Source organism: Curtobacterium sp. MCSS17_008 (assembly GCF_003234185.1).
Taxonomy (GTDB): domain Bacteria; phylum Actinomycetota; class Actinomycetes; order Actinomycetales; family Microbacteriaceae; genus Curtobacterium.
Map to the genome: position 1 here is coordinate 266737 of NZ_QKSM01000004.1, position 20062 is coordinate 286798.

The 20062-nt window shown below is 73.9% G+C and carries 14 protein-coding genes; 10 read left to right on the forward strand and 4 right to left on the reverse strand.

Translation table 11 applies throughout. The annotated features are described in order from the left end of the window. The first annotated feature begins 29 nt into the window (after positions 1-29). Genes DEJ23_RS06920 through DEJ23_RS06930 form a run of 3 tightly spaced genes read left to right on the forward strand, consistent with a single transcriptional unit; the run spans position 30 to position 1812 of the window. On the forward strand, positions 30-1082 hold the full coding sequence (locus tag DEJ23_RS06920; RefSeq protein WP_111239535.1) for a formylglycine-generating enzyme family protein: 1053 nt from the start codon (positions 30-32) through the stop codon (positions 1080-1082). Further along, positions 1079-1465 carry a YidH family protein gene (locus DEJ23_RS06925; protein WP_111239536.1) on the forward strand — a complete coding sequence of 129 codons (387 nt, stop codon included), beginning with the start codon at positions 1079-1081 and terminating at the stop codon, positions 1463-1465. The genes DEJ23_RS06920 and DEJ23_RS06925 overlap by 4 nt, the downstream gene beginning before the upstream one ends. Next, complete coding sequence (locus DEJ23_RS06930; RefSeq protein ID WP_111239537.1) at positions 1462-1812, forward strand: DUF202 domain-containing protein; 351 nt, start codon at positions 1462-1464, stop codon at positions 1810-1812. Before DEJ23_RS06925 ends, DEJ23_RS06930 begins: the two co-directional genes overlap by 4 nt. On the opposite strand, the gene DEJ23_RS06935 is transcribed toward DEJ23_RS06930, so the two are convergent. Genes DEJ23_RS06935 through DEJ23_RS06950 form a run of 4 tightly spaced genes read right to left on the reverse strand, consistent with a single transcriptional unit; the run spans position 1809 to position 5411 of the window. Next, complete coding sequence (locus tag DEJ23_RS06935) at positions 1809-2630, reverse strand: ABC transporter ATP-binding protein (protein ID WP_258375311.1); 822 nt, start codon at positions 2628-2630, stop codon at positions 1809-1811. The genes DEJ23_RS06930 and DEJ23_RS06935 overlap by 4 nt on opposite strands. Further along, on the reverse strand, positions 2627-3613 hold the full coding sequence (locus tag DEJ23_RS06940) for an iron ABC transporter permease (RefSeq protein ID WP_258375313.1): 987 nt from the start codon (positions 3611-3613) through the stop codon (positions 2627-2629). The genes DEJ23_RS06935 and DEJ23_RS06940 overlap by 4 nt, the downstream gene beginning before the upstream one ends. 26 nt (positions 3614-3639) lie before the next feature. Beyond that, positions 3640-4401 carry a trans-aconitate 2-methyltransferase gene (locus DEJ23_RS06945; RefSeq protein ID WP_111239538.1) on the reverse strand — a complete coding sequence of 254 codons (762 nt, stop codon included), beginning with the start codon at positions 4399-4401 and terminating at the stop codon, positions 3640-3642. Then, positions 4398-5411, reverse strand: a complete 1014-nt coding sequence (locus DEJ23_RS06950) for an ABC transporter substrate-binding protein (RefSeq protein WP_146240212.1) — start codon at positions 5409-5411, stop codon at positions 4398-4400. The genes DEJ23_RS06945 and DEJ23_RS06950 overlap by 4 nt, the downstream gene beginning before the upstream one ends. 170 nt (positions 5412-5581) lie before the next feature. Between DEJ23_RS06950 and DEJ23_RS06955 the strand changes: the two genes are divergently transcribed. From DEJ23_RS06955 to DEJ23_RS06985, 7 genes are all read left to right on the forward strand, one after another. Further along, on the forward strand, positions 5582-5797 hold the full coding sequence (locus DEJ23_RS06955; RefSeq protein ID WP_111239540.1) for a hypothetical protein: 216 nt from the start codon (positions 5582-5584) through the stop codon (positions 5795-5797). A gap of 101 nt (positions 5798-5898) precedes the next feature. Next, a complete protein-coding gene (locus DEJ23_RS06960) occupies positions 5899-16419 on the forward strand; it encodes a non-ribosomal peptide synthetase (RefSeq protein WP_111239541.1) in 10521 nt (3506 codons plus the stop codon). Continuing rightward, the gene (locus DEJ23_RS06965; protein WP_111239542.1) at positions 16416-16625 is read left to right on the forward strand and encodes an MbtH family protein; all 210 of its coding nucleotides are present in this window, start codon (positions 16416-16418) and stop codon (positions 16623-16625) included. Before DEJ23_RS06960 ends, DEJ23_RS06965 begins: the two co-directional genes overlap by 4 nt. Then, positions 16622-17656 carry an ATP-binding cassette domain-containing protein gene (locus DEJ23_RS06970; protein WP_111239543.1) on the forward strand — a complete coding sequence of 345 codons (1035 nt, stop codon included), beginning with the start codon at positions 16622-16624 and terminating at the stop codon, positions 17654-17656. Before DEJ23_RS06965 ends, DEJ23_RS06970 begins: the two co-directional genes overlap by 4 nt. Continuing rightward, entirely contained in the window at positions 17653-18450 is a 798-nt protein-coding gene (locus DEJ23_RS06975; protein WP_111239544.1) for an ABC transporter permease, read from the forward strand. The genes DEJ23_RS06970 and DEJ23_RS06975 overlap by 4 nt, the downstream gene beginning before the upstream one ends. Further along, a complete protein-coding gene (locus tag DEJ23_RS06980; protein ID WP_181429161.1) occupies positions 18447-19211 on the forward strand; it encodes a 4'-phosphopantetheinyl transferase superfamily protein in 765 nt (254 codons plus the stop codon). The genes DEJ23_RS06975 and DEJ23_RS06980 overlap by 4 nt, the downstream gene beginning before the upstream one ends. Positions 19212-19262: 51 nt before the next feature. Next, the gene (locus tag DEJ23_RS06985; RefSeq protein ID WP_111239546.1) at positions 19263-19919 is read left to right on the forward strand and encodes a haloacid dehalogenase type II; all 657 of its coding nucleotides are present in this window, start codon (positions 19263-19265) and stop codon (positions 19917-19919) included. Positions 19920-20062: the final 143 nt, after the last annotated feature.

Below are 20062 nucleotides of genomic sequence, written 5' to 3' on the forward strand. Positions count from 1 at the left end.
CGCTCAGCCGGATCACGGAGAATGAGGACATGCCGGAACACGAGGACCATGGCCACGACTGCTGCGCGCCGACGGGCCGGGCGGCGTTCGCATCGGGCTTCCGCTCGCCGGTGCTGCCGGCCCACGGCGCCGGACCGGCTACGGAGCACGGGATCGAGCAGGCATCGGTGCCGGCGCAGACGTTCCTGATGGGGGACGGGCAGGGCGACGGGAAGTGGGGTGACGGCGAGACGCCGGTGCACCCGGTGACGGTGTCCGCGTTCGAGATCGACGTCACGAGCGTCACGAACGACGACTTCGCCCGGTTCGTGGCTGCGACGGGGTACCGGACCGAAGCGGAGGTGTTCGGGTACTCGGCGGTGTTCCACCTCGCCCTCGACGCTGACGACGGTGACGTCGTGGGGCAGCCGCCGCAGACGCCGTGGTGGTTCGGGGTCCGCGGTGCGGACTGGGCGCACCCGGGCGGCCCGCGGTCCTCGATCGAGGGGCTGGGCGACCACCCGGTGGTCCACGTATCGTGGAACGACGCGCAGGCGTACTGCGGATGGGCGGGGCGCGCCTTGCCGACGGAGGCGCAGTGGGAGGCAGCCTCCCGTGGCGGGCTCGAGCAGACCCGGTACCCGTGGGGCGACGACCTCGGTGCTGCGGACGGCGACGGCCGGCCGTGGCGGGTGAACATCTTCCAGGGCACGTTCCCGACGGAGAACACCACGGACGACGGGTTCCTGACGACGGCGCCGGTGCGGTCGTTCCAGGCGAACGGGTACGGGGTGTGGCAGACGGTCGGCAACGTGTGGGAGTGGTGCCAGGACGTGTTCGACGTGGGCACGTACGCCCGTGACGCCGCGGAGGGCACCGTCACCGACCCGACCGGTCCTGCCGTGGTCACGCCGGACGCGCCGCGGGTGATGCGGGGCGGGTCGTACCTGTGCCACGACTCGTACTGCAACCGCTACCGGAACGCCGCGCGCTCGCAGAACACGCCGGACTCGTCGATGGGCAACGCCGGCTTCCGCACCGTGTCGCGTCCCGCGGGCGTCGCGGCTGCCGCGTCGTCGGCCCGGTCGGGAGGCGCGGCGTGACCGGTGGGGACGGCGCGCGTCCGGCGGATCGTCGCTTCCCACGCAACGTCTACCGGCACGGGACGGAACCGGACGCCCGGTTCAGTCTCGCGAACGAGCGCACGTTCCTGGCGTGGATCCGGACCGCGCTGGCGTTGCTGGCCGGCGGTGTCGCGCTCGAGGCGCTCGGGTTGGGCATCCATGCCGGGTTCCGGCTCGCGGCGTCGCTCGTGCTCATCGCCACCGGGATCGTGACGCCGCTGCAGGCGTGGTTCGGCTGGGTGCACGCGGAACGGTCGCTGCGACGGGGCGCCCCGTTGCCGTCCGCGGTGCTCGCGCTGCCGATCGGGGTCGCCGTGATCGTCGTCGGGGTGCTCGTGTTCCTCGGGGTGCTGTACCGGTGACCCAGCGGCAGCTGTTCGACCCCGGACTGCAGCCGGAGCGCACCGCCCTGGCGTGGCGTCGCACCGCGTTGGCGCTCGTGGTCGCGGCGCTCGTGGCGGTGCGGATCCTGCCCGAGGTCCTCGGTGCCTGGGCGGTCCTGCCCGCCGGGCTCGGCCTGGTAGCAGCGGTCGCCGTCCTCGTCGCCGCGCACCGCCGACACCGGGTCGTGCACCGCACACTGCTCCGATCGGACACGGACCGCGTGCCACTGCCGTCCGGGCGGCTGCCCCTGGCGGTCACGGTCCTCGCCGTCGCGGGTGCCGTCGCCGCGGCAGCCGTCGTCGTCACCACCGCGGCCCACCACTAGGAGGCCGGCGGGGGACCACCCGGGGCCCGGGCCGTACCGAACAGCTCGAGGCGGGTCCCCGTGGACCGGCCGGTCATGCGGCCGTCGACCTCGAACACGTCCGCCAGCAGGGCCGGGGTCAGGACGTCGGAGGGCGCACCGGCCGCCACCACCCGGCCGCGGTCGAGGACGACCACCTGGTCGCAGGCCCTCGCGGCCAGGTCGAGGTCGTGCAGCACGACGAGCACCGTCCACGGGCGGGACCGCAGCAGATCGAGGACGTCGAACTGGTGGCGGACGTCGAGGTGGTTCAGCGGCTCGTCGAGGACCAGCACGTCCGGCTCCTGTGCCAGCGCGCGTGCGATCTGGACGCGCTTGCGCTCACCACCGGACAGGGTGTTCCACCGTCGGTCGGCGAGGTGCACCAGACCCACCGCCTCGAGGGCTCCACGGCAGACCGCGTCGTCGGCAGCGGTGGTGCCGGCGAAGCGCGGGCGGTGCGGCAGGCGTCCGAGCCTGACCACCTCGAGCACCGAGTGGTCGATGTCGGTGTGGCCGTCCTGCTCCACGAACGCGAGCCGTCGGGCGACGGTCCGACCGTCCTGGCGGTGGATGTCCGCGCCGTCGAGCAGCACCGTGCCGGAGTCCGGGCGTCCGAGTCGCGCGAGGGCGCGGACCAGGGTGGACTTCCCGGAGCCGTTGGGTCCGACGACACCGGTGACCTGCCCGTCCGGGACGACGAGGTCGACGCCGGTGAGGACGTGCACGCCGCCGATGACCTGGCCCAGGCCCCTGGCCTCGAGGGCCGCGGGGCGTCCGGGACCGACGGTGCCGTTCACGATCGTCGTCCCCGGCGGAGGACGACCAGGAAGGCCGGGACGCCCACGAGCGCCGTGACCACGCCCACGGGGATCTGCGCGGGCGCGAACACCACCCGTCCGAGCAGGTCCGCGACCACGAGGAACACCGCGCCGCCCAACGCTGCGACGGGGAGCAGCCTGCGGTGCCCCGCCCCGACGAGCGCCCGTGCCGCGTGCGGCACGACGAGGCCGACGAACCCGATGGCTCCCACGGCCGCCACCACGGCGGCCGTCGTCGTCGCGGCGCCGACGAGCGCGGTGACGCGCAGCGCGCGGACGTCGACCCCGAGCGAGCGGGCTGCGTCGTGTCCGAAGGCGAAGGCGTCGAGGGTCGGTGCCACGAGGACGAACACGGCCGTCGTCACCACGACCACGACCGTGCAGACGACGACGGAGGACCACCTGGCCGCGGCGAGGGACCCGAGCAGCCAGTAGGTGATGCCGCGGGTCGAGTCGGCGTCGCCCCACGCCGTCACGACGAGCGAGGTCACCGCCGAGAAGAGCTGCCCCACCACCACGCCGGTCAGCACGAGCCGGCTCGTCCCCGACGTGTCCCGACCCATCAGGGCGAACACGAGCGCGAACGAGACGAGCCCGCCGACCAGGGCACCGCCGGCGAGCGTCACCGATCCCGCGCCCAGACCGAGCACGAGGACCAGGACCGCGCCGGTGGATGCCCCCGACGAGACGCCGAGCAGGTACGGCTCGGCCAGGACGTTCCGGGTGACGGCCTGCAGGACGCAGCCGCTCACGGCGAGCCCCGCGCCCGCCACCGCCGCGAGCAGCACGCGGGGGAGCCGGAGCTGCCAGACGACCGAGTCGACCAGTGGTGGCAGCGGCGCGACCGGGAGGCCCAGGTGGCTCCCGACCGACCGCAGCGTCTCCGACCAGCCGATCGCCCCACCCGCCGCGGTGACGCCGGCGACCGCCGCGAGGGCCAACACGACGACGAGAGCGGGCACGACCGCCGCGCGGGCGGCGAGTGGTCTCACCGGCGGGCGAGCACGACGTAGTCGTCGAGGTACTGCCAGACCGGTCCGACCTCGGCGAAGCCGGCGACCTCGAGTGCCGCGACGTGGAACCGCAGGCTGAGCTCCGGGTTCGGCGGGCGGTGCTCGAACCGCCGCTCCCGCTCGGCGGCCAGGCGCCCGTACCGCTCCACGGCGACGACCTCGGCGAACCACTGGTCCCAGTCGAGCGCCCCGGCCGCACGGTCGTCGCGCTGCGTGCGCTCGTCGTCGCGGGCGCTGAGCTCGGCGAACAGGGTCCGCCCGTCGAGGTGCCGGAGGTGGTCCGCGTTCATGACGACGCCTCCGGGACGGAGCAGCCGACCGAGGTCGTTGTAGACGCGGCTCAGGACGTCGGAGGGCAGCCAGTGCAGTGCGGTGGAGCTGAGGACGGCGTCGGGGACCGCGCCGTGCAGCAGGTCGGTCCACGCCGGGTCCCAGAGGTCGCCGTCGACGAACTCGACCGGCTGACCGGCGAGCGCGGTCCGGCCCAGCTCGAGCAGGACCGGGTCGTGGTCGAGTGCGATGCACGTCAGGTCGGGGCGCCGGGCGACCACACGCTGGCTGATCGAGCCGGGGCCGCTGGCGAGGTCGAGGACGACGCCGCCCTGCGGGACGACGTGGTCGACCACGTCCAGCATCACGTCGAAGCGTGCCTCCCGGTTCGTGATGTAGGCGGCCTGCTGGGCGTCCCAGGCGGCCAGGAGCTGCAGCGCCGCGGCGCTCTCGGTGGTGGTGGTCATCGCTGGTCCTCCGTGTGGTCCTGCAGTGCGTCGGAGACGGTCTCCAACGCGTCGATGCTCCGTACGGACGGGTCGAGCTCGGTCGCCGGGACGGCGACGAGCCGGTCGCGCTCGACGGCGCTGAGTGCCTGCGTGACGGCGTCGTCACGCAGCTGGTCGGCCTTGTCCTCGGCGCTGTCGCCGGGGAGGCCGCGGGACAGGTCGGCGAGGACGATCACGTCCGGGTCGCGCTGGGCGATCTCGTCCCAGCTGGTCTCGCCCCACTGCCCGTCGAGGTCCTCGAAGACGTTCGTCGCGCCGGCGACGTCGCTCATGGTCTGCGCGAGCCCGTCGGCGCCGGCGACGACGGGAGCGCCGTCGATGGACGAGTACAGCCACATGATCGAGGGGTTGCCGGTGGCGGCGGCGTCCGCGGTGACGGCGTCGAGCGTGCTGCGCTGCTCGGCCACCAGCTCGCGCCCGCGCTCCTCGACCCCGAACACCTCGGCGATGTCCGCGACCTCGTCGAGGATCGCGTCGAACCCGACCTCGTCCGGGATGAGCGAGGGGTCCTCGCAGTCGTTGGCCGACAGGTAGGCGGGGACGCCGAGGTCGACGAGCTCGCGGCGGTCGCCGGCCGCATCGGAGGCGAAGGCGGAGGCCCGCATCGAGTAGACGAAGTCGGGCGCCGCTCCGCGGAGCTGCTCGGTCGACGGGTACTGGTCGGCCAGGACCGGGATCTCCTCGTACGCGTCGCGGTACTCGGGCGCGACGGCGTCCGTCAGGTAGCTCGTCCCGATCATGCGGTCCTGCAGCCCGAGCGCGAGCATCACCTCGGTCGCGCCCTGCTCGAGCGTCACGGCTCGCTCGGGCGTGCCGTCGACCGTGAGGTCGACCCCGCAACTCGTCAGCTCGACGGCGCCGTCGTCGCCGGCGGTCTCCGCGCGGTCGTCCGCCGGCCCGGCGCACCCGACGAGCGTCACGGCCACGGTGGCAGCCAGCGTCGTTGTGTGAATGAGTCTCGTTATCACGAACAGTACCGTACAGGCCCGCGGGCGACATACCGAATCGCCTCTCCGGCGTCGCTGGCGTGCTGCCGCTCCGGACGACGGCAGGCGGGCGACCAAACCGATCATGCCGCCGGCCCCGAACGACTCGAGGTGGCCGAGGTCCGGCTGCTGACAGTCGACGAGGAGTTCCCGTGAAGAAGAACACCCGCATCCTGAGCACCGCGACCGTCGCCGTGGCGCTGACGCTCGGCGGCCTGGCCACCAACGCGACCGCCGCGAACGCAGCAGAGAGCACGACCACGAACGTGACGGCGTCCCCGACGCTCATCCAGGGCCCGCTCATCGACGGCCCGCTCGTCGATGTCGGCGGGATCCTCGACTCCCTGCAGATCGGGCAGTTCCAGTAGGACCCGCGGTTCGGGGAGATCCCGGACGACCGACCGCGCCGGAACCGGCGGAACCGCGGAGCGGCCGAGCAGCGGCCGCGTCCCCACAGGAGGAGTGTCCCGTGACGAGCAAGCACCACCAGCACGACCGGAGCGAGCGGGGAGCGGAGGTCCGCGTCCCCCTGACGTCCGCCCAGCGGCGCATCTGGTACGCCCAGGAGCTCGACCCGTCGAACCCGACCTACCAGATCGGGCAGTACCTCGACCTGCGGGGCGAGCTCGACCCACGCCTCGTGCGGGTCGCCCTCACGAAGGCGGTCGCCGACCTGGACGCGCTGAGCACCCGCCTCCGATCGGACGCCGACGGGCCGTACGGCATCGTGGAGCGTCCGCGCCCGACCGACGAGGTCGTCCAGGTCGTCGACCTCCGTCACCTCGACGAGGACGTGGCACTGGCAGAGGCACGCGCCGCCATGGAGCGCGAGATGGGCACCCCGCGCGACGTGCAGGGTGACGACCTCTTCGCCGCCGTCCTGTTCCGGATCACCACGACGCGCGCGCTGCTGTTCCAGCGGGTGCACCACATCCTGCTCGACGGCTACTCGGCGGTCATCGCGCTGCGGTACATGGCCGAGGTGTACACGCGGCTGGCGGAGCACGCCCCGTCGGGACGCCTGCTCGACCTCGCCGCCCGGCCGCTCGCACACCTCGCCGCGCGGGTCCCGTCGCCCCTCCCCGGCCTCAACGAGCTCCACCGCGACCTCGCCGAGTACGAGGCGTCCGGACAGTGGGAACTCGACGAGGCGCACTGGCGGGGCGTGCTCGCCGAGGAGACGCCCGTCGTCGGGCTCGAGGGCACCACCGCCTCCGCGGCCCGCCGGGTGGTCCGGGTCGCCGTGCCGCTCGACGCGGAGCGCACCGCTCGGCTCGCGGCGCTCGGCCGTGACCTGCCGAAGACCGTCGTCGCGGTCGTGGCCCTCTACACCGCGAAGATCACGGGGGAGGAGCGCGTCGCGCTCGGTCTGCCGGTCACCGCCCGCCGTGGTCGGGTGGCGAAGTCCACCCCCTCCATGCTCTCCACCATCCTGCCGCTGCGGATCGACGTGCCGGCGAGCGCGACCGTCGCGGACGTGGTGGCCCACGCCGGCGACGTGGTCCGAGGAGCCGTCGCGCACCAGCGCTTCCCGGTCGAGTCCCTCGACGGTGCCCCCCGTTACGCAGGCCCGTCGGTGAACCTCCTCCCGGTGATCGACGAGATCCGGTTCGGCGCGGCCGTCGGCGCGGTCAACATCCTCTCGACCGGGCCGGTCCACGACCTGTCGATCGTGCTGTCGGGCCTGACGAGCGACGCCGCGGAGCCGACACTGCAACTCGAGGGCGACGCCGACCTGCACACGTCCGAGAGCCTCGCCGAGCACGCGCACCGGCTGCTCGCGTTCGTGGACCGGGTCGTCGACGACCCGGAGGGACTGACGGTCACGGACGCTGCCGTGGTGCGGGACGCCGAGGTCGCGACGCTCCTCGAGCAGGGCACCGGCGAGACCGTCGATCTCGAGCCCCAGCGCGTCCTCGAGGCGTTCGCCGACGTCGCCCGTCGACGTCCGGACGAGGTCGCGGTCGTCGCCGACGACGGCACCACGACCTTCGCGTCGCTCGACGCGGACGCGACACGACTCGCGCACCACCTGGTCCGCGAGGGCGTCGTCCCCGGGAGCCGGGTCGCCGTGCGCATCGAGCGCAGCTCGCTCCTGCCGATGCTCGTCCTCGCCGTCCTGCGCGCCGGTGGCGTCTACGTCCCCCTCGACCCGGAGTACCCGACCGACCGTGTCGCCGGGATGATCGAGGACTCCGAGCCGACGATGCTCCTGACGAGCAGCGGACAGCTCGCCCGTGACCGTGCCGCCGGGGCCTCCTGGCGGGTGCCCTCGCTCGCGGTCGACGCCGACACCGCCGTCTGGCGCCGGCGGACCGACGACCCGAGCACGCTCCCGGTCGTCGCCGACGACGCACTCGCCTACATCGTCTTCACGTCCGGCAGCACCGGACGCCCCAAGGGCGTCGGCGTCGACCGGACGGCGCTCCGGAACCTCTTCCAGCACCACCGTGCCGAGATGTTCGAGCCCGCTGCTCGGCGGCTCGGTCGTCCGCTGCGCGTCGCGCACACCGCCGGGCTGTCGTTCGACGCTGCGTGGGACCCGCTGTTGTGGCTCTTCGCGGGTCACGAACTGCACGTGATCGCCGATGACGTCCGCCGCGACCCCGAGCGACTGGTCGAGGAGTTCGCCCGCCGCCGCATCGACGCGATCGAGACCACGCCGTCCTTCGCCGAGGCGCTGCTCGCCGCGGGCATGCTCGACGCGGAGGTCCACCCCACCGAGATCGCCATCGGCGGGGAAGCGGTGGGTCCAGCGCTGTGGGACGCACTCGCGCACCGCGACGACGTCCACGCCGTCAACCTGTACGGTCCCACCGAGGCGACGGTCGACAGCCTCACCGCTGTGGTGGAGCCGGGCCGGGAGCCGCACATCGGCTCGTCCGTCCGCAACAGCCGGCACTACATCCTCGACGCCAGCCTCACACCCGTGCCCGACCGCGCCGTGGGGGAGCTCTACCTCGCCGGCACGAACGTGGCCCGCGGCTACGTGGGGCAGCCCGGCCTCAGCGCCGAACGCTTCGTCGCGGATCCGTTCGCCGCCGACGGGTCCCGCATGTACCGCACGGGCGACGTCGTGCGTCGTCGTCGCGACGGCTCGCTGCGCTTCGTCGGGCGCATCGACGACCAGGTGAAGATCCGCGGCTACCGTGTCGAGCTCGCCGAGGTCGAGGCGGCGATGTCGCGGCAGCCCGGGGTCACCCGTGCCGCCGCCGTCGTGCGGGGCGAGGGGCCGACCAGCCGGATCATCGGCTACGTGGAGTCCGACGGCGACCTGGATCACCTGCCCGTGGTCGTCAGGGACGGCATGCGCTCCGAGGTCCCCGACTACATGGTGCCGTCGACCATCGTCGCGTTGGACGACCTGCCCGTGACACCGAACGGCAAGCTCGACCGTCGTGCCCTGCCGGTGCCGGAGCCGTCGGGTGCCGGGCCGGTCAAGCAGCCGCGGACCGAGCGCGAACGCATCACGGCCGAGGCGTTCGCGGAGGTGCTCGAGGTCGGATCGGTCGGGATCGACGACGACTTCTTCGCGGCCGGTGGGCACTCCCTGCTCGCCACCCGCCTCGCAGCGCGGCTGTCCGAACGACTCGACCGGACCGTGACCGTGCGCGACGTCTTCGAACGTCCGACCGTGGCCGGGCTCGCCGGCGGGACCGACGAGGGCCCGGCGAGCGATCGTCCGACCCGTCTGGCGCGGACGACGCGACCGGACCCGCTGCCCGTCTCGCTCACGCAGCGCCGCCTGTGGTTCCTCAACCGGCTCGAGCCGGACTCGGCCGCCTACAACATCCCGGTCGTCCTCCGCCTGGACGGGCCGCTCGTCGTCCCGGCGCTCCGCGCGGCCTTCACGGACGTCGCGATGCGGCACGAACCACTCCGCACGACCGTTCCGTTCGCGGGCGACCAGCCGGTGCAGCAGGTCCTCGACGGCGCAGCCGCCGAGCCGTCGTTCCTGACGGTCACCGTCCCCGAGCACCGGGTCGACGACGTCGTCCGCGACGAGGCGACGCGGCCGTTCGACGTCACGACCGAGACGCCGCTGCGCGCGGTGCTCCTGCGCGTCGACGACGACCACCACGTGCTCGTCGCGACGATGCACCACATCGCGTCCGACGGGTGGTCGCTCGCACCCTTCGCCCGTGACCTCGGGACGGCGTACGCGGCGCGCGCCGCCGGTACCGCGCCCGCATGGGAACCGCTCCCGGTCGACTACGCCGACTTCACGCTGTGGCAGCGGGAGCAGCTCGGCGACCCGGACGACCCGTCGAGCGAGCTCGCGCAGCAGCTGTCGTTCTGGCGAGGGGCGCTCGAGGGTGCACCCGACGAGATCACGCTGCCCCGCGATCGAGCGCGCTCCGTCGACGGCGACGTCCGGCGGGGCACCGGCCAGGTCACGCTGGACCTCGACGACCAGCGGCACGCCGAGCTCCGCCGGTTCGCCGGCGAACACCGGACCAGCCTGTTCATCGTCCTGCACGCCGCCGTCGCCGCCACCCTGCAGCAGCACGGCGCCGGCGAGGACATCGTGCTCGGCACACCCGTCGCCGGCCGTGCGGACCCGCTCCTCGACGAGCTCGTCGGCTTCTTCGTCAACACGGTCGCCCTCCGGACATCCCTCGTCGGGGACCCGAGCATCGAGGACCTGCTCGAGCGGGTCCGCGCGAGCAACTCCGCCGCGTACGCCCACCAGGACGTGCCGTTCGACGCGGTCGTCGACGCGGTCCGGCCGCCGCGGTCGGCGGGGCGTCACCCGCTGTTCCAGGTGATGCTGACCCTGCAGAACACCGAGCCGGCGGCACTCGACCTCGGCGACGTCGCGGTGACCGTCCCCGCACAGACGACGAGCGCCGGCGTGAAGACCGACCTGCTCATCGACGTCACGACCCCCGCCGGCGACGACGGCGGGCTCGTGATCACGGTCGGCTACGACCGTGCGCTCTTCGACGAACCGACCGCCGCGCGCGTCCGCGATGCACTCGACCGTGTGCTCGGGGCCTTCGTCGCCGCACCGCACCGTCGGCTCTCCGACATCCCGAACGTCGACGCGGAGACCGCCCTGGTGCTCGACCGCCAGGCGCGCGGACGAGCGCTCGCCGCGGAGGGGACCGTCCTCGACCGCCTCGACGCCACGGTCCTGCGCACCCCTGAGGTCGGCGCGCTCGTCGACACCGCCGGGACGACGTCCTTCGCGGGACTCGGACGCCGGGTCACCGCGATCGCGACCCGCCTGGCCGGACTCGGGGTGGCGAGCGGTGACCGCGTCGCCGTCGCGCTCCCGCGCAGCGCCGATGCGATCGCGGTCGTGCTCGGTGTCCTGCGTGCCGGCGCCGTCGCGGTACCCGTCGACGTCGCACACCCCGACGCGCGGATCGGTCAGATCCTCGACGGGGCAGCGCCCGCCGTCGTCGTCACCGACGACGCGGGACGCGCCGGGCGGATCACCGCTGCGATCGACGCGACCCCGCTGATCGTCCCGCCGGCCGACCTCGAGGTCGAGGACGGCGACGCCCCGTCTCCGTCGGCACCGACACCCGAGGACGTCGCGTACCTCGTCTACACGTCGGGGACCACCGGGACACCGAAGGGCGTCCAGGTGTCCCACGCGGCGCTGGCGAACGTGCTCGCGCAGCACGAGGCAGCGATGATGGGGCCGGTGCGTGACCGTGTCGGCGACCGTGCGCCGCGCATGCTGCACCTCTCCGGCCTCGGCTTCGACGCGGCGTGGGACCCGATCCTGTGGCTCGTCGCGGGGACGACGCTGGAGATGGCGGACGACGCGACGCGGACCAACGCCGAGGCGGTCGTGCGGAGCATCACCGAGCACGGCGTCGACGTCGTCGAGACGACCCCGTCGTACGCCCGCCAGCTCGCCGCGGTCGGACTGTTCGAGGCCGTCGCCGCGCGTGGTGCCCGCCTGACGGTCGCCGTCGGCGGCGAGCCCGTCCCGGCCGAGCTGTGGGACCGCATCGCCGAGGCGGAGCACATCGACGGGTGGAACCTCTACGGGCCCAGCGAGAGCACGGTCGACGCGGTCGTCGCGCGGATCGAGCCCGGGCCGGTCACCATCGGCTGGCCGGTGGCGAACGTGACCGCACGTGTCCTGGACGACTTCCTGCAGCCGGTGCCACCCGGGGTCGACGGCGAGCTCTACCTGTCGGGCGGCTCCCTGGCGCACGGGTACCGCGGGCGGGCAGCGGAGACGGCCGGTCGGTTCGTCGCCGATCCGCAGGGCGACGGCACCCGGATGTACCGCACCGGCGACGTCGTGCGCCGCCGTGCCACCGGCGAGCTCGAGTTCCTCCGCCGTGACGACGACCAGGTGAAGCTCCGTGGCTACCGGATCGAGCTCGACGACGTCGCACGGGCACTCGAGCGCGTCGACGGGGTGGACTCCGCCGTCGCGCGGATCGTCGCGCCCGGCGGCCCGGACACCGCCCGGCTCGTCGCGTGGATCGTCGGCTCGGTCGACGACCAGACCGCCCGTCGTGCAGTGGCAGCCGACCTGCCGGACTACATGGTGCCGACGGCGATCGCGCTCGTCGACGCGATCCCGCTCACGCCGAACGGCAAGGTCGACGTCGCCGCGCTGCCGGAGCCCACATCGTCCGGCGCCTCCGCCGAGCCCGTGACCGACGACGAGCGGACCATGAGCCGCGTGTTCGGTGAGGTGCTCGGCGCCCACGACGTCGGGATGCACGACGACTTCTTCGCGCTCGGCGGACACTCGCTGCTCGCCGTGGGGCTGATGGGACGGATCCGCGACGAGCTCGGCGCGTCACTGCCCCTCCGCAGCATCTTCGACGCGCCCACCCCCGCCGGCCTGCTCGCGGCCGTCGGGCCGGCAGCGACGGCACCGGCACAGGGGACGCGTCCGAGCACGTCCGCGCTGGGGGCCTGGACCGCCGAGCACCCGCGCCGGGACGGCGAGCAGCTGCCGCTGTCGCCGAACCAGGCACGCCTGTGGTTCCTCAACCGGCTCGACCCGACCTCCACGGACTACTCGGTGCTGCTGCAGGCGACGTTCCGCGGTGACCTCGACACCGACGCCTTCGCGCACGCCGTCGACGACGTGATCGAGCGACACGAGGTGCTGCGCACGACCTACCCGGAGGTCGACGGGCGGCCGGTCCAGCGGATCCACGCGCCCGAGCCCGGTGTCGTCGCCGACACGGCGGTCGACACCAGGGTGGGCTTCGACCTCACGGTCGACCTCCCGGTCCGTGCCGCGCTCGTCCGTACCGGGGACCAGCAGTGGCGTCTCGACCTGCTGATCCACCACATCGCCACGGACGGTGCCTCGCTGGCCCCGCTCGCACGCGACATCGCCACCGCCTACGCCGCCCGGACCGGGAGCACGGCGCGCGCGCAGCGCCCGCTCGAGGTCCAGTACGCGGACTTCGCCCGGATGCAGCGGGCGCTCGAGGAGGCCGACGGCGGGCGCCACGACGACTCGTTGTCCGCCTGGACCGAGCGCCTCGCCGGCATCCCGGACGAGCTCGACCTGCCGGCGGACAGCCGTCGGCCCGAGTCGGCCACCCGTGCCGCCCGCCAGGTCCGGTTCACCGTGCCGGAGGGCGTCGTGTCGGCGATGCACGCTGCGGCCGGCCAGGCGCAGGCCAGCGGGTTCCACGCCTGGCTCGGCGGACTCGCCGGGTACCTGCACCGGATCGGTGCCGGCGACGACGTGGTGGTCGGATCGCCGTCCGCCGGACGGTCGGACCCGGACACCGCAGACCTCGTCGGCTTCTTCGTCAACACGCTGCCGCTGCGCGTCGGCATGGCCGACGCGCCGGACCTGATCGCGACGATCGAGCGGGCCCGTGCCGCCACGCTGCACGCCATCGAGCACGAGTCGGTGCCGTTCGAGCGCATCGTGGAGGCGATGGCACCCGAGCGCCGGCTCGGTCGACACCCCCTGTTCCAGACGATGCTCTCGGTGGAGGAGGAGAGCGGGGTCGCGATCGCGCTGCCCGGCGTCACCACCGAGCGGCTCGAGCCCGACACCACCGGGTCGGCGAAGGTCGACCTGTCGTTCACCCTGCGACCCCGGTCGTCGGGGGAGGTCGACGGGGTGCTCGAGTACGACGCGTCCATGTTCAGCGACCGGGCCGCGGAGGGCATCGTCGACCGGTGGGTGTCCTTCCTGTCCGCCGCCTCCGGAGCGCCGCGTCAGCCGCTGCGGGACGTACCGCTCGACCCGGGCACCGTCCGGCTCGCCGCCTGGTCGTCGACGCCGGACCAGCACCAGGAGTCCGTCCTCGAGGCGTTCGCCGCGTCCGTCGCCGCGCGACCCACGGCGCCCGCGATCGTCGCCGGGGACCGCCGCCTGAGCACCGCTGCGCTCGACGCCCGTGTCGACGAGCTGTGCGCGACCGTGGTCGCGAACGGCGTGCGACCGGGTGAGGTCGTCGCGCTGCCCCTGGAACGCGGTGTCGACACGGTTGCTGCGCTCCTCGCGGTGTGGCGTGCCGGCGCGGTCGCCGCACCCGTCGACGTGGAGCTGCCGCGCGAGCGGATCGCGACCATGCTCCGGACCGCCGACGTGCGCCTGGTGCTGCACCACGGCCTCCAGGACGGAGCGGACGGAGCGGACGGCGCGACCGGTGCCGACGTCGTCGTCCTCGCGGCGACCGACGCCGGCCTGTCGACGGACCGGGTGGTCCGGCTCGACGCGCCGACGCCGTCGACGTCCACCGCACCGGCGCGTGCGACGGCAGGCGCTCCCGGACCCGACGACCCGGCGTACCTCGTGTTCACGTCGGGGACGACGGGCGAGCCGAAGGCGGTGCAGGTGCCGCACCGCGCGCTCGCCGCACTGCTGTCGAGCCACCGCGCCACCCTGCTGCCCGACCCGGACGAGCGCCGCCTGCGGATGGCGCACACCACGGGTGTCGGCTTCGACGCCGCGATGGACCCCGTCGTCTGGCTGGCCGCCGGCCACGAGCTGCACATGGTCGACGACGCGACCCGGCGGGACCCGCAGGCGCTCGTCGCACTGTTCGCCGAACGCGGCATCGGCGCGTGGGAGACCACGCCGAGCTACGTCACCGCGCTCACGGGCCAGACGGACCTCGAGGCGCTCTTCGACCGGCGCGACGACGGGGACCCCTTCGTCCTGTTGCTGGGCGGCGAGCCCCTCGACGCGGGCCTGTGGACCTGGCTGCGCGGACGACCGGCGGTCGACGCCTGGAACCTGTACGGACCGACCGAGGTCGGTGTGGACTCCATGGTCGCCCGGGTGGCGGACAGCACCGTCCCGGAACTCGGCGCCACGACCGTCGCCACCATCGGCTACGTGCTCGACGCCCGGCTCCGTCCGACCCCGGTCGGCAGCGTCGGCGAGCTGTACCTCGCCGGCGAGCAGCTGGCGCACGGGTACCTCGGTCGACCGGACCTGTCGGCCGAGCGGTTCGTGGCGGACCCCTTCGCGGCGGACGGCACCCGGATGTACCGGACCGGCGACCTCGTCGTCCGGCGCGACGCCGAGGCGGGTGCACGACCGGGCATCGTCTCCCTCGGGCGCAGCGACGGCCAGGTGAAGATCCGCGGGCACCGCGTCGAGCCCGGTGAGGTGGAGGCGGTCCTCCGCGCGGCCGAGGACGTCGCGCAGGCCGTGGTCCGGCCGGTCGACACCCCACGTGGCACCGAACTCGGAGCCTGGGTGGTGACCGACGGCCCGGCGTCCGACGAGGTCCTGGGCCGCCTGTCGGACCTGGTGCGCTCCCGCGTGCCCGACTACATGGTGCCGGCCGCGATCACCGCGATCGACACCGTCCCGCTGACCCCGAACGGCAAGGTCGATGTCCGGGCGCTGCCGGAGCCCCGCCTCGGCGGTGGTGCGGGTGCCGCCCCGGACGGCCCCGCGGAACGGGCGGTGGCGGCGGCGTTCGCCGAGACGCTCGGGGTGGACGACGTCCGCGCTGACGACTCCTTCTTCGCGCTCGGCGGTCACTCCTTCGTGGCGCAGCCGACGATCCAGCGGGTGAACGACGCGCTCGGCGCCGACCTGCCGGTGCAGGCGCTCTTCCAGGCGCCGACGGTCGCCGGTCTCGCCGCACTGGTCGAGTCCGGCGGCGCCGACGTCGCCGAGTCCCTCCGCACGATCCTGCCGCTCCGTCGGACCGGCGAGGACGCACCGGTGTTCGCCGTGCACCCCGCGAGCGGCGTCGCGTGGAAGTTCTCCACCTTCGTGTCGCGGCTCGCCACGACCCGTCCGGTGCTCGGGGTGCAGATGCCGGGCATCGCACCGGACCAGCCCGAGCCGCCGACCGCCGGGACGCTCGACGAGCTGCTCACCGAGTACGTGGCGGCGATCCGCGCCGAGCAGCCGCACGGCCCGTACCTGCTCACCGGGTACTCGTTCGGTGGCCGCCTCGCCCACCACATCGCGGCACGGCTGCAGTCGGAGGGGGAGCAGGTCGCGCTCCTCGCGGTGCTCGACGCCTACCCGACGGACGCCTCGGCGTTCGAGGGTGTCGCGGAAACCGACGACATGTGGCGCGGCTTCCTCGACGCGAACGGCGTGGTCCCCCCGGACGGCGCCCTCGACGCCGAGCGGGTGCTCGCCCTCCTCGCCGAGGCCGGCAACCCGTTGGCCGACGTGCCGGGTCACGTGGTCGACCGCATGGTGCGGCGGTTCCGTCGACTCGGCGCGCTCCTGGACGCCGCGCCGGTCCCCGTCGTCGACGGCGACCTCCACGTGTTCGAGGCGACCGAGGACGTCCCTGCCGGCCGTCCGGCGCCCGACGCCTGGGAGCGCTTCGCCCGGGGTACGGTGACGTCGAGCAGCGTGGGCGTGCGCCACCAGGACATGCTCGTCGACCGGGCGCTCGACGACATCGCCCCGGTGCTCGACCGGCTGCTCGAGGACGCCCGACACGCCGACGCCCGACACGCCGACGACCGGGCATCGAACCGATCCGGCGCCCGCTCCGAAGAACCCTGTGAGACGACACCTGCCGCCGACGCAGAGGAGGATCGACCATGACGAACCCGTTCGATGACCAGGACGGCGCCTTCCGGGTGCTGGTGAACGAAGCCGGACAGCACTCGCTGTGGCCCGAGTTCGCCGACGTCCCCCGGGGCTGGGTGGCCGTGTTCGGACCTGCCGTGAAGGCTGCGTGCACCGAGTACGTCTCGGAGCACTGGCATGACATCACGCCGTCCGTCGAGAGCGACCGCGTCGCCTCGTGATCTCCATCCGCGGCATCACCAAGCGCTTCGGGAGCCACCAGGCCCTGGACGGCGTCGACCTCGAGGTGCCGGAGGGCACGGTCCAGGGGCTGCTCGGGCCGAACGGCGCGGGGAAGACGACCACCGTGCGGGTGCTCACGACACTGCTGCGGCCGGACTCGGGTGACGCCTGGGTCGCGGGTCGGTCGGTGACCACCGACGGACACGCGGTCCGCGCGTGCCTCGGCGTCTCGGGCCAGTACGCGGCGGTCGACGAGAAACTGACCGGGTTCGAGAACCTCACCATGGTCGGCGAGCTGTACGGCATGCGCCGGAAGGCCGCGAAGGCCAGGGCTCGCGAGTTGCTGCGGGACTTCCGGCTCGACGACGTCCCGGACGACAAGCGTGCGGGGGCGTACTCGGGCGGCATGCGTCGTCGGTTGGACCTGGCGGGCGCGATCGTCGCCCGGCCCCCGGTCGTCATCCTCGACGAACCGACCACCGGGCTCGACCCCCGCGGACGCCGGGACACGTGGGACGCGATCGAGTCACTCGCGTCCGGCGGTACGACCGTGCTCCTCACCACGCAGTACCTCGAGGAGGCCGACCAGCTCGCGGACTCGATCGCGGTGATCGACGGGGGGCGCATCATCGCGGAGGGCACCGCCGCAGGGCTGAAGTCCCAGACGGGCGGAGCACGGGTCGACGTCCTCCTCGTCCCCGGCAGCGACGTCCCGCGGGCGGTGGACGCCGTCCGGCGGGCGGGCCACGAGGTCACCGTCGACGGTCGGTCCGGACGGTTGACGGTCGGCGCCGGCAACGGCAGCCGGGACCTGCTCGACATCGTCGGCGCCCTGCACGCCGCCGGCCTGGACACGACCGAGGCCGCCCTCCGACAGCCGACGCTGGACGAGGTCTTCCTGCAGCTCACCGGCACACCGGCCGATGCCGACGCCGCCGAGCCCGACGGGTCCGACCCCCCGGACACGGGACCTGAAGCCCCCGGACCGGCGATCGTCACGGCCGGACGACCCGCGGGGGCGACCCGATGAGCGTCGCGAGCGTCCTCCGCGACGGTCGCGTCATCGCCCGTCGGAACATGCTCGGCGTCCGCCGGACCCCCGGCGCGCTGGTGACCGGGGTCGCGCAGCCCGTCATCTTCGTGCTCATCCTGGGGTACGTGTTCGCGGGAGCGCTCGGTGGCGACGCCTACCGGGAGTTCCTCATCGGGGGTGTGCTGGCGCAGACGCTCACGTTCAACTCGTCCTTCACCGCCGTCTACCTGGCGAAGGACCTCCAGACCGGGTTGATCGACCGCTTCCGCGCGCTGCCGATGTCGCGGGTGGGCGTCATCCTCGGGCGTACGACCTCCGACCTGCTGACCAACGCCATCTCGATCATCGTCGTGATCGCCTGCGGCCTGGCGATCGGGTGGCGTGTGCACTCCGACGTCTGGTCCGCGCTGCTGACCTGCGGCCTCCTGCTGCTCTTCGCCTTCGCGACGTCGTGGATCGGTGCGTTCATCGCCCTGACCGCCCGCAGCGTCGAGGTCGCGCAGAGCCTCGGCCTGCTCTGGCTGTTCCCGGTCTGCTTCGTCTCCGGCGCGTTCGTGTCGGCCGACATGCTCCCGGGGCCCCTCCGGGTGGTCGCCGAGTGGAACCCGGTCACCGCCGTCGCGACCGCCGTGCGACGCGGCTTCGGCAACGAGCCGCCGAGCGGCTTCGCCGTGGGCCAGGGGTGGCCGGCCGACAACGCACTCCTGTACGCGTTCCTCTGCTGCATCGCGATCATCGCCGTGTTCGCACCGATCGCCGTCGTGCAGTACCGGCGGATCAGCAAGCGGTGATCCACCTCCTGCAGGCCACCGTCGACGACGTCCTGGACGCGGGCGACCGACTGCTCGGGCGGGTCGACGGTGCGGGAGCGGAGCAGCTCGTGGACGTGGCCGACCGCGACGCCGCCGACCGCAGACGAGCGGACGCCGACAGGCGCCGCACCCTCGCCGGACGGCTCGCCCTCCGGCTGCTCGCCTGCGCGGTCGGGGGCCGCCCGCCGTCGGCGGCGGCGTCGCTGACGGTCGACCGCACGTGCGATCGCTGCGGCGCGCCGCACGGACGTCCGCGGCTGGCGGGCGCCTCGGCGTCCACCTCGACCTCGGGAGACCTCGTGCTCGTGGCCGTCGCCGACCCGGCGGCGCGCGTCGGCGTCGACGTCGAGCGGCTCCCCGAGGCACTGTGGGACGGCTTCGACGAGTACGCACTGCACCCTGCCGAACGGGCCGGGGAGGGTGCGTCGTCGCCCGGCGACGCGGACATCGCCCGCCGTCTGCAGATCTGGACCGACAAGGAGGCCGTGCTCAAGTCCGTCGGCGTCGGCCTGCGGACCGCGCCGGCGAGCTTCCGCGTCGCCGCCACCGCCGTCGCCGGTGGCGGCCCGTCGGCAGACGGCTCCGGGTGGCGACCCGTCGCGGAGTGTGACGATCCCGCCCTGCGGACCGTGTGGACGGCCACCGTCGACGTCGGGCGTGCCGCCGCGGGCTCGGTCGCAGCCGCCGGTCCCTCGCCGGTCCGGTCCTGGACGATCGGCGACGTCTCCGGGCAGGGCTGAGCCGGCTCCGGCGCACCTGCCCTGCCGGAGCGCTCGGGCGTACGGTGACGCATGGCCCGAACCGTGTTCCTCGACGTCAACGAGACCCTGTCCGACCCGTCGTCCCTGTCGCCGCTCTTCACCTCGCTCGGCGTCCGCGGCGAGACTCCGTCGACCTGGCTCGCCGCGACCCTGCGCGACGGGTTCGCGCTCAGCCTCAGCACGGGCGCCCGGTCGTTCGCCGAGGTCGCGCGGGCGACCCTGACCACGCTCCTGTCCGCGCAGGAGCACCGTGCCGGCACCGTGCAGGACGGGGTGGAGCGGATCATGTCGGGCTTCTCCTCGTTGCCCGTGCACGACGACGTGGTCGAGGGCGTCCGACGGCTCCGGAGTGCTGGCCACCGCCTGGTCGCCCTGTCCAACGGGACCGCGGAGTACGCGGAGGCCCTGCTGGGACGAGCGGGTGTCGTGGACGCGTTCGACGCCTGCACCAGCGTCGACGCGCTCGGCGTCTGGAAGCCGGACCGGCGCACCTACGAGCACGCGCTGTCGAGCACCGACACCGCGGCCGCGGACGCGACGCTCGTCGCCGCACACCCCTGGGACCTGCACGGCGCACGTGCGGTCGGGTTCCGGACGGTCCACGTCGACCGGCGCGGCACGTCCTGGCCGGCGGTGTTCGACGCGCCCGACGTCCGGGTGCGGTCCCTCACCGACCTGGAGCTGTAGGGCGGCCGGGTGCGCGCCCTGCCGTCGCGTCCGGCTCGCAGGTTGCTCCGGATGACGCGGCACCGGAAATACGAGGGCCGTCTCTGCGATTGTCTTCCGGGTGAGCACCGCCGAGTCCGCCCCGACCCCCACCGCACAGGCCC

Coding starts and splice junctions, on each gene's coding strand:
- DEJ23_RS06920 (WP_111239535.1), top strand. CDS start 30: ATGCCGGAACACGAGGACCATGGCCACGACTGCTGCGCGCCGACGGGC.
- DEJ23_RS06945 (WP_111239538.1), bottom strand. CDS start 4,401: ATGACCACCACCACCGAGAGCGCCGCGGCGCTGCAGCTCCTGGCCGCC.
- DEJ23_RS06965 (WP_111239542.1), top strand. CDS start 16,416: ATGACGAACCCGTTCGATGACCAGGACGGCGCCTTCCGGGTGCTGGTG.
- DEJ23_RS06975 (WP_111239544.1), top strand. CDS start 17,653: ATGAGCGTCGCGAGCGTCCTCCGCGACGGTCGCGTCATCGCCCGTCGG.
- DEJ23_RS06985 (WP_111239546.1), top strand. CDS start 19,263: ATGGCCCGAACCGTGTTCCTCGACGTCAACGAGACCCTGTCCGACCCG.